Genomic DNA, 15488 nt, shown 5'->3' on the forward strand with positions numbered 1-15488 from the left:
AGGAGTCCCGCGATGACGCACGACGTGACCGACCGACCCCCCGTCCACGCCCTGCTCACGGACGGCACCACCGTGTGCATCCGTCCCGTGGTGCCGAGCGACCACGACCAGTTGGAGCGGCTGTACGAGGAGATGTCCCCGGAGAACCTGCGCCTGAGGTTCTTCGCCGCGAGCCACCGGTCGGCCCGTCTGGCCGCCGACCGTGCCTGTGCTGCGGCCCGCACCGGCTACCGGGCGCTGCTGGCCGAGACGCAGGGCCGGGGGATCGGTCTTGCCGAGTACGACACAGGGGACGAGAAGGACGCGGCCGAAGTGTCCATCGCCGTCGCCGACGGACTACACCACCGGGGCGTGGGAACCCTGCTCGTCGAGCACCTCGTCTCTGCCGCCCGCGCCGAGGGCATCACGACCTTCACGGCCGACGCGCTCAGTGAGAACCGCGAGGTGCTGAAGCTGTTCGCCGACCTCGGTCTACGCACGGAGCGCCGCTTCGAGGGCCCGGAGGTGCGCTGCACCATCACCCTCGACCAGAGCGACACCTACCTCACAGCTGTCGAGGAACGGGGGCGTGCCGCCGACGTCGCCAGTTTGAAGCCGCTGCTGCGGCCGGAGGTGGTCGCCGTCGTGGGAGCAGGGCGCAAGCCGGGTTCGGTGGGCCGGGCGATCCTGCACCAGCTGCACGCGGGCGGCTACACCGGGCGTCTGTTCGCGGTGAACCCCGCCGCGCGCTCGATTCTCGGCGTGCCGTCCTACTCGTCGGTCAGCGTCCTGCCCAAGACACCTGACCTCGCGGTGCTCGCCGTACCGGCCGCCGCTATTCCGGAGACCGCCGAGGAGTGCGGCAAGACGGGCGTACGGGCCCTCCTCGTCGTCACCGCGGGCCTGGACGCCGGCCAGGCGCACGCTCTGCTGGCGGCCTGCCGCTCGCACGGCATGCGGCTCGTCGGCCCCAACTGCCTCGGGATTTCCAACACCGACCCGGAGCTCAGCTTCGACGCCACCTTCGCCGCCGGCCATCCACGGCCCGGCACCGCGGGCGTCGCCGTGCAGTCCGGCGGTGTCGGCATCGCCCTGCTCGACGGGCTCTCCCGGCTCGGTATCGGTGTCTCTTCCTTCGCCTCTCTCGGCGACAAGTACGACGTCAGCGGCAACGACATGCTCCAGTGGTGGGAGAGCGACGGCCGCACTGACCTCGCCCTGCTGCACCTGGAGTCCTTCGGCAGCCCGCGCGCCTTCTCCCGCACCGCCCGGCGCGTGACCCGCCGTATGCCCGTACTGACCGTCGATGCCGGCCGCACCGACGCGGGCCGGCGCGCCGCCGCCTCGCACACTGCGGCCGCCGCCACCCGCACCATGACCCGCGGCGCGCTCTTCACCCAGGCCGGCATCACCGCCACCCGCTCGATCGGTGAACTCCTCGAGACCGCCGCGCTGTTGCACTCGCAGCCACTGCCCGCGGGCAGCCGCGTGGCGATCGTCACCAACGCGGGCGGGGCCGGTGTCCTCGCGGCCGACGCCTGCGCCGAAGCCGGACTGTCGCTCCCGGACCCCACACCGGAACTGATCGACGACCTGCTCGCCGTACTGCCGGACGGGGCGGCGGTGGGCAACCCGATCGACGCCACCGCCGCCGTCACGGAGGAACAACTCACGGACTGCGTGGACCGGATCATGCGGTACGGCGGCGTCGACGCCGTCCTCGTCGCTCTGGTCCCCACGGCGGTCGCCGCGGCGACCGGTGACGACCTCGTCCGTGCCCTCACCCGCGCCCCCGGCCGCAGGGCGAAGCCGATCGCCGCGGTACGGCTCGAACAGGGCCTGCCCGTCGAGCTGTTGCCCGCTGCGGAAGACGGAACCATCCCGTCTTACGCCGAACCCCAGGCCGCGGCACGGGCGTTGGCCCACGCCGCCCACCGCGCGGCCTGGCTCGCCAGGCCCGCCGGGACCGTCCCCGACCTGGACGGCGTCGAGACGGAGCGAGCCCGCACCGTCGTCGAGACCTACCTCGCCGCACACCCCGACGGCGGCTGGCTGGACCCGCGCACCTGCGCCGACCTGCTGGCCTGCTACGGCATCCCGCAGATCCCGTGGGCCTGGGCCGAGACCGAGGACGACGCGGTCCTCGCCGCCGACCGGCTGCGCGGCGCCGACGGCCGGGTCGTGATGAAGGGTCACTGGGCGGGCCTGGTCCACAAGACCGCCGAGCACGCCGTCCATCTCGACCTCAGGGGCGACCACCAGGTCCGCGCCGCCTTCCGGGACCTGGAGACCCGGTTCGCCGGCCTGCTGGAGGGAGTGGTGATCCAGCCACTCGCCGACCGTGGCACCGAGCTGTTCGCCGGCGTCGTCCAGGACCAGGTCTTCGGACCCCTCGTCCTGTTCGGGCTCGGCGGCACGGCCACCGAGGTTCTCGCCGATCACGCGGCCCGCCTCGCCCCGCTCACCGACCACGACGTGCACGACCTCATCACCTCCCCGCGCTGCGCCCCGCTCCTGTTCGGCGCGCACAGCAACGGACCCGTCGACATCGAGGAGCTGGAACAGCTGCTGCTGCGGCTGTCCCGCATGGCGGCGGACCTGCCGCAGCTCGCTGAGAGCGACTTCAACCCGGTCCTCGCGACACCGGGCGGCGTCACCGTGCTGGACGCGCGGATCCGCCTGCTGCCGTGCAGGCCCCAGGACCCCTATCTGCGCCGGCTCCGCTGAGGAGGGAGGGGACATGAAGAACCAGAAGGTCGGCTCCGTGATGACCACGGAGGTCGTCCGCGCCGCGTACGGCACCCCGTTCAAGGAGGTCGCCCGACTGCTCGCGGCCCACCGGATCAGCGGACTGCCGGTAGTCGACGAGGACGACAAGGTCATCGGCGTCATCTCCGAAACGGACCTGGTGGCACGCCAGGCGGCCACCCCCGAACCGTACGAACCGCGCCGTCGCTTCGCGTTCCTGTCCGGGCTGACGCGCGGTGCCCGACGGCAGGCGGCGAAGGCGCATGCCCGCACCGCCGGCCGGCTCATGACCGTGCCGCCCGTCACCGCGCACGCCGACGACACCATCGTCGAGGCCGCCCGCACCATGGCCCAGCACCAGGTGGAGCGGCTGCCGGTGCTCGACGAGGCGGACCGGCTGGTCGGCATCGTCACCCGCCGCGACCTGCTCCAGGTCTTCCTGCGGCCCGACAAGGAGATCCGCGACGAGGTGATCGAGGACGTACTGGGGCGCACCCTGTGGCTGCCGCCCCGCAGCATCGACGTGTCCGTGGTGCACGGCGTCGTCACCCTCACCGGCCACATGGAACGCAAGAGCGAGACGGAGATCGCCCTGTCGATGACCGCACGGATCGACGGTGTGGTCGGCGTGGTCGACAGGCTCACGTACCGGCTGGATGACCCGCGCCTGCGCACTCAGGAGCACGCGCTGCACGGCGTGGCCGGCGACTGGCTGCGCAAGATGTGAGAGGAGGCGTACCGCCATAACCGGCACCGTGTTGGTCGCCTATGGAAGCACGAACGGATCGACGGCGCAGATCGCCGAAACCATCGCCGACGTCCTGCGCAAGGACGACCTGACGGTCGAGGTCCTTCCGGCCCGGTCCGTCACGAGGGTGGCGTCGTACGACGCCGTGGTGGTCGGAGGCGGACTGTACGCCGGACGCTGGCAGAAGCACACCCGCCGGTTCCTCCGTCGGCACCGCCACGACTTGGGCGAACGCCCACTGTGGCTGTTCGGCAGCGGCCCGCTCGACGCCTCGGCCAGGGATGGGCCGCACGAATGATCCTCCGTAACGGAAAGGGCGGTGACTTCCGCGACTTCACCGCGATCGAGACGTGGGCGGCACATGTCGCCGACGAGCTGGCACACACATAAGGCGGGCCGGGATGCTCCGCTCCACACAGACCCCGGTGCCCGGCACCGGGCTCGCCCCATGGCCGCACCTACGACGGCACCACGGCTACGGGGCACGTGGCCTCTCGCAACAGGGACCCAATCATGTACCTCCAGCCGACGCCGGGCTTCCTGCCCACGACGACCAGTGCGGCGCCCGCGGAACAGCGGAGCAGGGCCTGCGCCGGCGTGAACAGGACGACGTCCTGGAGCACTGGTACCTCCGGATGTTTCTCACACCACGGCTGTAGCGCATCGGCGAGCTGCTGCACCTCCTGGTCCTCCCAGGCGGCCCGGTCTTCCTCCGGTACGGCGAAAGGCAGTTCGGCGGCACTGGCGGGAAGCGACCAGGCGTGGACAACGTACAGGCGTGAGCTTCGTATCCGGGCGCTGTCGAAGGCGAAGTCGATCGCGGCGGCCGCGGGGTTACGGGCGTCCACGCCGAGCGTGACCCCCTCGGAGCGGCGGGCGTCGGAGAGATCGTCCGGGACGAACACGAGCGGCCGGGCCGCGGCTTCGACGTTTACAGGAAGGGGCAAGCCGGCCGTTTGGGAGTCGGCGACATCCTCCCGGCGCAGGCCGCACACGACGACCTTGGCCTCGCTCACCTACTGCGGTGGGCCGTGGACCACGCGGAGCGGCAGACCGCGCAGCCGTGCCTCGTGCGCGGCCCAATCGACTGCGGTCCGGCTGGGCCCCGATGGGGCGCTGGAGGCAAGAATCACTTGTTCCATGGCAGTCCGCCCTTCCGCCGCAACGGGTTGTGCACCGTGCAGTAGCCGACCCCTGCGCGCTGCAGTCGGCATGGCGGCACTCAACTCCTGAGGCAGCAACGCGGAGCGGCGGCGGTCGCCGCACGGACGGTGCGTGTTGGAAGGTAACGTGCGCAACGCCGCCGTCCTCGCTGCGATGTTCAACGTTCACTCGGGGCGGTTCACGACGGTGAGGCGTTCTCGCTGTGACTCGACGGGGCAGGGGACGTCTCCGAGGAACGGCCGTGCGCGGAGACGTCGAACTCCACGTCCACGACCCCCTCAACGGCCCGGATCAGCCGTGCCGCTACGGGCACCAGGGACGTGTCCCGGACACGGCCGCTGAGTGTCACGACCCCCTCCCACACCGCCACGCGTACGGCTGACGTCGACGCGGGGAAGAGGTACGACGCCACCTCCCGGCGTACTTCCTCCGCGATGTCCTCGTCGTCGCGCAGGAACACCTTCAGCAGGTCGGCGCGACTGACGATGCCCTGCAGCATGCCCAAGTCGTCGACCACGGGCAGCCGCTTGACCTTGGCGCGTGCCATGGTCCGCGCGGCCTGCGCGAGCGTCGCGTCCGCGTGGACGGTGAGGGCCGGAGAGGTCATCAGCTCCCCGGCGGTCACCGCCCCGGCCTTCGCCAGGTCGGACAGACGCCGCAGCTGGGTGTACCGGTCGGGGTCGCTGTCGCGGAACTCTTCCTTGGGCAGCAGGTCGGCCTCGGACACGACCCCGACGACCCGGCCCTCGCCTTCCAGGGCTGGAAGGGCACTGACCTTCCAGTCCTGCATCATCCGCACGATCTCCTTGAAGGAGGCGCCACGGCCGATGGCGGCGACGGTGTGGGTCATCACGTCGCTGACGATGTGCGGGGTGCCGTGCATGATGCCTCCTTCGGTGCTGTCACTTCGCCCCGTCGGCTTGGTCACAGGCGGCTGCCGCTGCCGTAGGGGGCATACAGGTCCAACAGCCGGGTGCGGGGTCGTCCTGGATCATCGAGCGGACCGCGGTGGCGTCGAACTCGTCGGCGCGCACCGGGCTGGTCGCCGTGGCGCCCAGGTGCCAGGTGTGCGGGGCGAACAGCCAGGACCAGCCGATGAGTTCGTTGTGCCGGAGGGTCTCGATGACGGCGGCGCGGCGGCCGGGCACGTGCATGTCGAGGTCGACGCTGCCGGTGCGGATGATCCAGAACCGATCCGCCTTGCCGCCTTCCTCGAAAAGGTGGGTGCCCTGCGGGAACGACACCTCACGGGCGAAGCGCATCAGCCGATGGCGGTGCTCGGCGGGAAGGAGTTGAACCGCCCGCCGAGGCACGTCGGCAGCGCACCGTGTTCGACGATCCCACCAGGGCAGCCGTCGTCGCGCGACTCGGACCGCCGCGGTCACGGCAGACGCGGGTACGGAGGCGGAACCACCCGTGTGCTCGTACGGCTTGGCTGCGCTTCCCGCAGCGAGACGTGGATCACCCGGTCTTGTGGCCCCACTGCGGGCCGACCAGGTCCCACTCCCTGCCCCACTGGTCGATGCGCCGCCGGTCGAGCCTCCACCGTGCGAGGGTTCCGGCGCCGAAAGCGAGGCCGGCGAAGGCCAGCGCGGCCGCGGTGGCCAGGGCGCCGGATTCGACGGCCGCTTCCGTGGGACTCGGCGGTTCGGCGGTGATCTCGCCCCGGCCGTCCGTCCAGACGACGATCCTGGATCCGGCGTTCAGCCCGGTCTCCACCAGGGTCGTGTCCGTGTGGGCGGAGCCGTCGGGGTCTGTCCAGCGGACTCGTGCGGAGGTCTTGTCACTGGTGGCTCCGTCCGCCGGGACGTTCCGGGGGACGTCGTTGAGGAGGACAGCGCGCACGGAATGGCGCTCGGCGCGCTGCCGGGCGAACACCTCGTCGGCTGCGTGGGCCGTCACCAGGCCGGCGACGGTACTGCCCACCGCTGTGACCGCCCACACGGCCAGCATGATCCAGGCCTCGAGGATGTCGTGGCGCCGTCGGAGCGGGTTGTTACGCCATCGCCAGAGCCGCTTCTTCATATGCCTGCTGCGGTCCATCGGTCTGCCCTCCGTCCTCGTTGTGACGTTCACGAAGGTGACAGTCGGGAGCGAGCCCTGACAGGGGCCGACCAGGCAGTGCGGGAGGGGCGATGGGGGGCCAACTCGCAGCTGACGTTGGGCCGTTCAGCCCATACCGGCGTGGAACTGGAGGACGGGACGTCACGACTGCGTTCCCGTACGCTGCCCACGCGGTGAGGTGTGGCCCGACCGGTCCCGGAGGCGGGACCATCGGCCCCTCACCAGGCCGTGGCCGGGCGCCCAGGCTCGGAGAACAGCACCCGCTGTCCTACGCCGACGCGCGAGGAGGGCATCTTGCACAGCACATCCCTGGACGCCGTATTTCCGGAGACCTGCGTGTCGGCCGCGGTCGCCGCGCCCTCGATCCACAACACCCAGCCATGGTGCTTCCGCCTGGATCCCGAGTCGGCCACGTTCCAGGTGCGCGCCGCCCCTGAACGCGGCCTGCGGCACACGGACCCGACCGGTCGCGCCCTGCATCTCTCGGTGGGGGCGTGCCTGTTGAATCTCCGGGTCGCGATCGCGCACTCCGGATGGTCGCCGGTCAGGCGCCTGTTGCCCTCCCCGGAGGACCCCGGACTGCTCGCCATTGTCCGCCTGGCAGGGTCCGTTGCCCGGCGCCCGACGGAGCACCGGGCCGACCTGTACGAGGCGATCTGGCGCAGGCACAGCAGCCGCCTCCCGTTCTCCGGGCGGCCGCTGCCGCCGTATCTGCGCAACGAACTCTGTGAAGCCGCCCGTGTGGAAGGCGCGCGGCTCTGGTTCCCGGACGCCGTCGAGACGGAGCGGCTGCTCCGCCTGACCGCAGAGGCCGAGGGCCGTAACCGCATCGCCACCGACCGCGCTACGGAGAGCAGCCGCTGGGTGCACCGAGACCGGGAGCCGGGTCCCGACGTGGGCATGCCGCGGGAGGCGCTCGGCCCCCAGGACGCGCGCGAACACCTTCCCCTGCGGGACTTCACCGCGCAGCGGCACGCCGAGCGGCTGGTCGCCCGACCGTTTGAGGCGACACCCACCGTTGCTGTGCTGATCACCGAACACGACCACCGCACCGACTGGCTGCGGGCCGGACAAGCGCTCCAGCACGTGTGGCTCCTCGCCACGGCACATGGTCTGCGCGCCTCCCTGTTGCACCAGGCACTGGAATGGCCGGACCTACGCAGTTCCCTCAGCCCGACGCCAGGGCGGACCGATCATGTGCAGATGCTCATCCGTCTCGGATACGGCCCCGAAGGCGCTGCGAGCCCACGGCGCACCCCGCGCATGGCGCTCGACGATGTGCTGGCGAGTCGCTAGCCCATCCGCCTGGTCATCAACCCGCCGCGGCAGGCGCGGTCACGGCCTGCGGTGCACGGGCCAGGGCCGTGCCCAGGCTGGGGTGCAGCTCGAAGACACCTGCCAGGCCGACGGCGCGAAGGATCCGCCGGAAGCGCACGCTGTCGGTGACCAGCCGCACGTCGGCGCAGGTGCCCCGGTCGCTCGTGCGTCGGTGGCCAGGTAATGCCGGGTTCGGCCTGACCGGGCCCAATCGGCCCGGCAGGCGAGGGACCGATGGCGCGCCCCAGGTACGCCGACAGGCCCTCCCCGCAGGCATCACGAGCGACGAGCATCGAAAGCGCAGAGATCCTGCGTGCGGAGTGAGGGAGAGACCGGCGATGACGGTAACGGTGACAGCTGGACCCCGGGCGACGACCGAGGCATGGCGGGGCTTCGCCGGTACGCACTGGCGGGACCAGGTCGACGTGCGCGACTTCATCCAGGCCAACTACACGCCGTACGACGGCGATTCGACGTTCCTGGCCAGGCCGACCGAGCGTACGCTCGCCGTCTGGGACAAGGTCGCTCGTCTGTTCCCCGAGGAGCGGCGCAAGGGAATCCTGGACGTCGACCCGGGCACCCCATCCACCATCACCTCGCACCGGCCGGGCTTCATCGACCGCGACCGCGAACTGATCGTCGGCCTGCAGACCGACGCCCCACTGCGGCGGGCGATCATGCCCAACGGTGGGCTGCGGATGGTGGAGAACGGGCTGAAGGCGTACGGCTACCAGGCCGACCCCTTCGTCACGCGCGTCTTCGGGACCTACCGCAAGACCCACAACGACGGTGTGTTCGACGCCTACACTCCCGAGATGCGGGCCGCCCGCAAGGCGGGGATCATCACGGGTCTGCCGGACGCCTACGGCCGCGGCCGGATCATCGGCGACTACCGGCGCGTCGCGCTGTACGGGACCGCCCGGCTGGTCGAGGCCAAGCGGGCCGAGCGGGCCCTGCTGGACGCGCAGCCCTCCGGCCCGGACGTCATCCGCGACCGTGAGGAACTGGCCGAGCAGATCCGGGCGCTCGACGAGCTGGTCGAGATGGCGGCCTCGTACGGCTGCGATATCACCCGCCCCGCCGCGACGGCTCACGAGGCCGTGCAGTGGCTCTACCTCGGCTTCCTGGCGGCGGTGAAGGAGCAAAACGGCGCCGCGATGTCGCTCGGCCGCACCTCCACCTTCCTCGACGTCTACCTCCAGCGCGACCTGCAGGACGAGACGATCGACGAGACGCGGGCGCAGGAGCTGATCGACGACTTCGTGATCAAGCTGCGGATCGTACGGTTCCTGCGCACCCCCGAGTACGACGCGCTTTTCTCCGGCGATCCGACCTGGGTGACGGAGTCCATCGGCGGCATCGGCACCGACGGCCGCCCACTGGTCACCCGTACCTCCTTCCGGTTCCTGCAGACCCTGTACAACCTGGGCCCGGCCCCCGAGCCCAACCTGACGGTGCTGTGGTCGCCTCAACTTCCCTCCGGGTTCAAGGAGTTCTGCGCGCAGGTCTCCATCGACACCAGCGCGATCCAGTACGAGTCGGATGACCTGATGCGTCCGCGCACCGGCGACGACACGGCGATCGCCTGCTGCGTCTCCGCGATGGCGGTGGGGAAGCAGATGCAGTTCTTCGGGGCGCGCGTCAATCTCGCCAAGGCGCTGCTGTACGCCATCAACGGCGGCCGGGACGAGATGACCGGCGAGCAGATCGCCCCCGAGGCGCCCGCGCTGACCGGCGAGTACCTGGAGTACGAGGGGCTGTCGGCAGCGTACGACCGCATGCTGGACTGGCTGGCGGCCACGTACGTCAACGCGCTCAACGTCATCCACTACATGCACGACAAGTACGCCTACGAGCGGATCGAGATGGCCCTGCACGACCACCCCGTGCACCGCTTCATGGCCTGCGGCATCGCCGGACTCTCGGTGGCGGCCGACAGCCTCTCGGCCGTCAAGTTCGCCCGTGTGAAGGTCATCCGGGACGCGACCGGACTGGCCGTCGACTACCAGGTCGAGGGCGAGTACCCGGCGTACGGCAACAACGACGACCGCGCGGACGCGCTGGCCGCCGACCTGGTCCAGTCGTTCATGGCGAAGGTGCGCCGCCACCCCACGTACCGCAACGCCGAGCACACCCAGTCGGTGCTGACCATCACATCGAACGTCGTCTACGGCAAGCACACCGGCAACACCCCCGACGGCCGGCGTGCCGGGGCGCCCTTCGCACCGGGGGCCAACCCGATGAACGGCCGGGACCGGCACGGAGTGGCGGCCTCGGCCCTCTCGGTGGCCAAGCTGCCGTACGAGCAGGCGCGGGACGGCATCTCGCTCACGACGACGATCACGCCCGAGGGCCTGGGCCATGACCCGGACGAGCGCGCGGGCAACTTGGCCGGGATCCTCGACGCGTACATGGCCTCCGGCGGCTTCCACATGAACGTCAATGTCCTGGACCGGGCGACGCTCGAGGACGCCATGGAACACCCGGAGAAATACCCCGAGTTGACGATCAGGGTCTCCGGCTACGCCGTCAACTTCGTCCGCCTGACCCGTGAGCAGCAGCTCGACGTGATCAGCCGCACCTTCCACGGATCGCTGTGAGCACCACGGTCGAGCCGGTGACGGGCCGGGTCCACTCCTGGGACCTGTCCACGGGAGTGGACGGTCCCGGGACCCGGTTCGTGCTGTTCCTCAGCGGCTGCCCACTGCGCTGCCTGTACTGCGCCAACCCGGACACCTGGCACATGCGCGACGGGAAGCACACCACCGTCGACGAGGTGATGGCCGAGATCGGAAAGTACCGGGCCTTCATCACGACCGCCGGCGGGGGAGTGACGCTCACCGGCGGCGAGGCCCTGCTGCAGCCCGCCTTCACGGCCGCGATCTTCCGCCGCTGCAAGGAACTCGGCCTGCGCACCGCCCTGGACACCTCCGGCTTCCTCGGCGCCCGCGCCACCGACGAACTCCTCGCCGACACCGACCTGGTCCTGCTGGACATCAAGTCATTCGACGTTCGCACCTACCGGAAGCTGACCGGAGGCGAACTCTCCCCGACGCTCAACTTCGCCACCCGCCTGGACCGGCTCGGCGTCCCGGTGTGGATCCGCTACGTGCTCGTGCCCGGCTGGACCGACGACCCGGCAGCCATCGACAGCCTCGGCGTGTTCCTCGCCGGCCTGTCCAACGTCGACCGGGTGGACGTCCTGCCGTTCCACAAGCTCGGCGCCCACAAGTACGACTCACTGGGCATCCTCTTCCCCCTACGCGACACGCCCACCCCGGACCCGGAGCTGACGGAGCGGGTGCGCGAGCAGTTCCGGGAGCACGGGCTGCGGGCGCTGTGAACGAGTGCCTGTCACGGTTGAGCGAGATGCACAAGCCCGACGGAAGAGCCCCGGCCGGGGTGATCCGGCCGAGGTTCTGGGCTGCTGCTGCGCTGAGAGCTTCTCCCCAGGACGCTTTGGGCGAGGCAGGGCTGGGAGTCGCTGGCCGTACGAGTCGTCACAGGGTGAATCGAAGGGCCTGCTCGTCCTCAGTAGACGGAGGCGGGCCAAGTGCAGGCCACGGCCACGATGACGCCCACGTCGAGCAGCACGCCGACGCTGAGCCACGGGTCGAACCAGATCGCCTTGAGGGCAAGCCCGCCGGCGGCGGCCACGAGAGCTGCGGTGGGCCACCAGCCGCTGCCCGCGAGCACCCCGGCGCCGGCAACGACGTACACGAGGGCTGTGTACCAGGCGAGCGCCAGCGCCACGGCCCTGGCCGGCGCGGGCGAGACGTGGGCGGCGGCCAGGGCCCACGAGTGCCCGCGATCGAACGGGGCCGGCCTGTCGGGCTGCTCCGGCGTCGTCCAGACGCCCAGGTGGAGCAGTCCATGCACGATCAGGAACGCCCTCACCAGCGCGGTGATGACGACTGGTCCTCCGCATCGCTCGGTTCGGTGCCGCCCATGTCGAGTCGGAACGGCGGATAGGTGTCGGTCATCAGGGCGGCGTAGGCGGCGACCCGCAGCACCCACCGGTTGAGGCCGAGGATCAGGTCGAACAGGCTCTTCGGGTACTTCTCGGTGAAGGCCAGGGTCACGGCGGCGATCACCGTCAGGACGGCGACGAGCCCGCCGTCCCACCAGCCGACGTGCCAGCCGCCGAGGAAGAAGCCGACGACGATGTAGTGCGGGATGGCCAGCAGCCACCACTTCACCAGCACCAGGCCGCGGGAGAGGCGCTCGAGGTAGGCGATGTCCAGCCGCGCCGGGTAGTCGGGCTCCTCACCCAGGCTGAACGGCGGATACCGGTCGGTGCCCAGGGCGCCGTACGAGTAGTACGCGACCCGCCAACTCCAGCGCAGCACACCCAGGTTGAAGTCGAACAGCGCGCGTGGGTAGCGCTCGGTGAACAGGATGCTGAAGAACGTGATCACGCTCACCACCGTGAAGGCGATCCACAGGAAGAACAGAACCACGTAGTGGGGAATGACCAGGATCCACTTCACCAGCCACAGCCACCGGGATAGAGGCGCATCCAGCACCGCGTTCACCCGGACCGGACGGTCCGGGGTTCCGGCCAGGGTTGTCATGGCGATCAACTCCTTCGGGCCCAGAGCGACAGCTGCTAGTCGGGCCCATGACCAGCGTGGCCACTGAGAGAGCACCGCGGGGAGGGCCGTCCGGAGTCGTTCCGGGGGCCATCCGTCCCGGCTTCCCTCGACTGGCACGCAGCGGATCGGCACCCGCCCAGTGCGCACGCCGAACTCATCTCTCTCGGCCATGAGGCTGCCAATCGGCACCCGCGACCCGAAGGCCACCCTCGCCCGCACCGAGCCCGACGGCTACGGCAACCCGCCGTACTCGCAGTGGCAGGCCGAGCATCCGCAGGCCCGGCTGGAGACCTTCGCCGACGCCGCGGCCCACTGCGAGGTGGTGGTCAACACCACCGCGGGCCTCAGCAGCCTGGAGGCCCTCCACTCCGCCGGTGCCGCGAACCTGGCCGGCAAAGTGGTCATCGACATCGCCAACCCCCTGGACTTCTCCCAGGGCATGCCCCCGTTGCTGGACCCGGTCAACACCGACAGCCTCGGCGAGCAGATTCAGAGTGCCTTCCCCGACGCGAAGGTCGTCAAGACCCTCAACACCATGAACGCCCAGATCATGGTGGCCCCGGCGCGTGTGCCGGGCGCGCACACCGTGTTCGTCTCCGGCGATGACGCCGAGGCCAAGGCGGCCGTCACCGAACTGCTCGTGTCCTTCGGCTGGCCGGCCAGCGACATCATCGACCTGGGCGACATCACCACTGCCCGTGGCGCCGAGATGCTGCTGCCCATCTGGCTGCGCCTGTATGGCGCCTTCGGCAATGCCGACTTCAACTTCCACATCCAGGGCGCCCACCACAGCGCCTGATTCCTGGACTGGACAGGCCTCCCACCGGGGAGGCGCTATTGGCAGCCTTCGTCGCCTCGGCCCCGGAGCACCGCCTGGTCTGCGTGTCTGCGGTCGGAGTTCTTTCGTCTGTGGACGACGTGTGCGTCCCGCTGCTGTCGGAGACGGTGGCGCCACGATGAGCTGTGACTCACGCCGTATGCGCGAAAACACCGAGGTGAGCCGCCGCGTGTAGACCGGGGTGGCTCGCCTGGTGTGGTCAGGCTGCTGCCTGGAAGGTGTCGTGCTGCTTGTCCGGGTATGGCGTGTCCTCGCCTGTAGCTGGCCGGTTCCGTGCGTTCCGGTTCCGAGTGGCGGCGGATGCGACAGGGCGCGAGGGGCGGTCAGCGGCGTCCGGCAGCCGCACGGACCCGTTCGTCCGTGCCGGAAATGGCGGTGCGGGCCGCGGCGCGTGCCTCCTCGGCGGTGTCCGTGGCGCGGGCCGCGGCGGCTGCTCGCCGGCACTGGGCGAGGGTGTGCCGGGCCAGTTCGGCGCGGACGTACGGCAGTGATGCGGCGCCCATGGACAGGCTGGTGACGCCGAGTCCGGTGAGGACGCAGGCGAGCAGTGGGTCGGCGGCGGCCTCGCCGCACACGCCGCACCTCTTGCCCTCGGCGTTCGCGGCGCCGGCGGCAGCGGCGACGAGGTCGAGGAGGGCGGGCTGCCACGGGTCTTGCAGATGGGCGAGCGCGCCCACCTGTCGGTCGGCGGCGAAGGTGTACTGCGCGAGGTCGTTGGTGCCCAGCGACAGGAACCCGACCTCCTGGAGAATGGACCGGGCGCGCAACGCGGCGGAGGGAATCTCGACCATCGCGCCGGTCTTCGCCCGCAGGCCCGCCTGGCGGCAGGCGTCGACGAAAGCCTTGGCGTCCGCGCGGTCCGCGACCATCGGCGCCATCACCTCCAGCTGTACCGGCAGGCCCGCGGCCGCGGTGGCCAGTGCCCGCAGCTGCGAGTGCAGTACATCGGGGTGATCGAGCAGCGTGCGCAGTCCGCGCACGCCCAGTGCCGGGTTCGGCTCGTCGGCCGGGGTCAGGAAGTCCAGCGGCTTGTCCGCGCCCGCGTCCAGCACCCGCACCACCACTCGGCCCTGGGGAAATGCCTGGAACACCTGGCGGTACGCCTCCACTTGGCGTTCCGCGGACGGCGCCCGCTTGCTGTCGTCGAGGAAGAGGAACTCGGTGCGGAACAGGCCGACGCCCTCGGCGCCCGCCGCGAGGGCGGCCGGTACGTCCGCGGGGCCGCCGATGTTCGCCAGCAGCGGCACCCGGTGTCCGTCCGCGGTGCCCCCGGGACCGGAGGCGGAGGCCAGGGCCGCCTCGTGGGCGGCGGCCAGACGCTCAAGCTCCGCCCGCTTGCGGGCATTCGGCTCCAGGAACACCTCGCCGGTACTGCCGTCCACCGCGACGACGGTGCCCTCGGCCACCCCGGTGGCGCCGGGCAACGCCACGACAGCCGGTACACCCAGGGCGCGGGCGAGGATGGCGCTGTGACTCGTCGGCCCGCCCTGCTCGGTCACGAAGCCCAGCACCAGGGCTGGGTCCAGCAGCGCGGTGTCCGCTGGGGCAAGATCGCGGGCGAGCAGCACGTAGGGTTCCTTGCTGTCCGGCAGGATCGGCATGGGCACTCCGAGCAGCCGGGCGATGATGCGGTCGCGTACGTCGTCCAGATCGGCGACCCGGCCCGCGAGGTACTCGCCAGCCTTTGCCAGCAACGCTCGGTATGCGGCGAAGGCGTCGAAGACCGCGCGCTCGGCGCAGCTGCCCCCGCCGATACGCCGCTCGACCTCCGCCATCAGTTCGGGGTCCTGTGCCATCAGGGCCTGGGCCTCAAGGACCGCTTGTGCCTCACCGCCGGCAGGGCACCGCGCGCCGTGAGATCCGCGGCAACCACGTCGGCCGCCCGGCGGGCGCGGCCCTGTTCACCCCGCACGGCCTCGGACGGGATCCGCCGGTCGGGCGGCTGCAGGACCGCGGTCCCCATGTGGCGTACCGTGCCGATCACCACACCCTGGCTGACACCGACGCCTCGAAACGTTGTCTCCATCGTGCCTGT

Annotated in this window: 12 protein-coding genes and 3 pseudogenes; 7 read left to right on the forward strand and 8 right to left on the reverse strand. The window is 70.8% G+C overall.

The window, feature by feature from the left end; genetic code table 11:
* Positions 1 to 12: 12 nt before the first annotated feature.
* The 3 genes and pseudogenes from PBV52_RS48370 (at position 13) to PBV52_RS48380 (ending at position 3865) form a co-directional block, all read left to right on the forward strand.
* A complete protein-coding gene (locus PBV52_RS48370) occupies positions 13 to 2706 on the forward strand; it encodes a GNAT family N-acetyltransferase (RefSeq protein ID WP_274248392.1) in 2694 nt (897 codons plus the stop codon).
* A 13-nt stretch (positions 2707 to 2719) separates the two neighbouring features.
* Positions 2720 to 3454 carry a CBS domain-containing protein gene (locus PBV52_RS48375; protein WP_274248394.1) on the forward strand — a complete coding sequence of 245 codons (735 nt, stop codon included), beginning with the start codon at positions 2720 to 2722 and terminating at the stop codon, positions 3452 to 3454.
* A gap of 16 nt (positions 3455 to 3470) precedes the next feature.
* Positions 3471 to 3865: pseudogene (locus PBV52_RS48380) on the forward strand (flavodoxin domain-containing protein).
* 68 nt (positions 3866 to 3933) lie between these two features.
* Here PBV52_RS48380 and PBV52_RS48385 read toward each other — a convergent pair.
* The 4 genes and pseudogenes from PBV52_RS48385 to PBV52_RS48400 all read right to left on the reverse strand — a co-directional run bounded on the left by PBV52_RS48385 (position 3934) and on the right by PBV52_RS48400 (position 6682).
* Positions 3934 to 4491, reverse strand: coding sequence for a universal stress protein (locus PBV52_RS48385; RefSeq protein ID WP_274248396.1), 558 nt, complete (start codon positions 4489 to 4491; stop codon positions 3934 to 3936).
* 326 nt (positions 4492 to 4817) lie between these two features.
* Positions 4818 to 5522, reverse strand: coding sequence for a CBS domain-containing protein (locus PBV52_RS48390; RefSeq protein ID WP_274248397.1), 705 nt, complete (start codon positions 5520 to 5522; stop codon positions 4818 to 4820).
* A 41-nt stretch (positions 5523 to 5563) separates the two neighbouring features.
* Positions 5564 to 5952, reverse strand: a pseudogene (locus PBV52_RS48395) (cyclic nucleotide-binding domain-containing protein).
* A 148-nt stretch (positions 5953 to 6100) separates the two neighbouring features.
* Positions 6101 to 6682: a hypothetical protein gene (locus tag PBV52_RS48400; protein WP_274248399.1), complete on the reverse strand. Its 582-nt coding sequence runs from the start codon at positions 6680 to 6682 to the stop codon at positions 6101 to 6103.
* A 315-nt stretch (positions 6683 to 6997) separates the two neighbouring features.
* Between PBV52_RS48400 and PBV52_RS48405 the strand changes: the two genes are divergently transcribed.
* Positions 6998 to 7999, forward strand: a complete 1002-nt coding sequence (locus tag PBV52_RS48405; RefSeq protein ID WP_274248401.1) for a nitroreductase family protein — start codon at positions 6998 to 7000, stop codon at positions 7997 to 7999.
* Positions 8000 to 8015: 16 nt separating this feature from the next.
* Here PBV52_RS48405 and PBV52_RS48410 read toward each other — a convergent pair whose 3' ends face one another.
* Entirely contained in the window at positions 8016 to 8159 is a 144-nt protein-coding gene (locus PBV52_RS48410; protein ID WP_274248403.1) for a hypothetical protein, read from the reverse strand.
* A 199-nt stretch (positions 8160 to 8358) separates the two neighbouring features.
* Here PBV52_RS48410 and pflB point away from each other — a divergent pair, with 199 nt between their 5' ends.
* Positions 8359 to 10620 carry a formate C-acetyltransferase gene (gene pflB, locus PBV52_RS48415; protein WP_274248405.1) on the forward strand — a complete coding sequence of 754 codons (2262 nt, stop codon included), beginning with the start codon at positions 8359 to 8361 and terminating at the stop codon, positions 10618 to 10620.
* The gene (gene pflA, locus PBV52_RS48420) at positions 10617 to 11363 is read left to right on the forward strand and encodes a pyruvate formate-lyase-activating protein (RefSeq protein WP_274248407.1); all 747 of its coding nucleotides are present in this window, start codon (positions 10617 to 10619) and stop codon (positions 11361 to 11363) included. The genes pflB and pflA overlap by 4 nt, the downstream gene beginning before the upstream one ends.
* Positions 11364 to 11551: 188 nt before the next feature.
* Here the strand turns inward: pflA and PBV52_RS48425 are convergent, their stop codons facing one another.
* Both PBV52_RS48425 and PBV52_RS48430 read right to left on the reverse strand, forming a co-directional pair.
* On the reverse strand, positions 11552 to 11917 hold the full coding sequence (locus tag PBV52_RS48425; protein ID WP_274248409.1) for a hypothetical protein: 366 nt from the start codon (positions 11915 to 11917) through the stop codon (positions 11552 to 11554).
* Entirely contained in the window at positions 11914 to 12594 is a 681-nt protein-coding gene (locus tag PBV52_RS48430) for a DUF4389 domain-containing protein (RefSeq protein ID WP_274248411.1), read from the reverse strand. Before PBV52_RS48430 ends, PBV52_RS48425 begins: the two co-directional genes overlap by 4 nt.
* 190 nt (positions 12595 to 12784) lie before the next feature.
* Between PBV52_RS48430 and PBV52_RS48435 the strand changes: the two genes are divergently transcribed.
* Positions 12785 to 13414, forward strand: a complete 630-nt coding sequence (locus tag PBV52_RS48435; RefSeq protein WP_274248413.1) for an NADPH-dependent F420 reductase — start codon at positions 12785 to 12787, stop codon at positions 13412 to 13414.
* Positions 13415 to 13776: 362 nt separating this feature from the next.
* On the opposite strand, the pseudogene ptsP reads toward PBV52_RS48435, so the two are convergent.
* Positions 13777 to 15479: pseudogene (ptsP, locus tag PBV52_RS48440) on the reverse strand (phosphoenolpyruvate--protein phosphotransferase).
* Between the last annotated feature and the right edge of the window lie 9 nt (positions 15480 to 15488).

Source organism: Streptomyces sp. T12 (assembly GCF_028736035.1).
Lineage (GTDB): Bacteria > Actinomycetota > Actinomycetes > Streptomycetales > Streptomycetaceae > Streptomyces.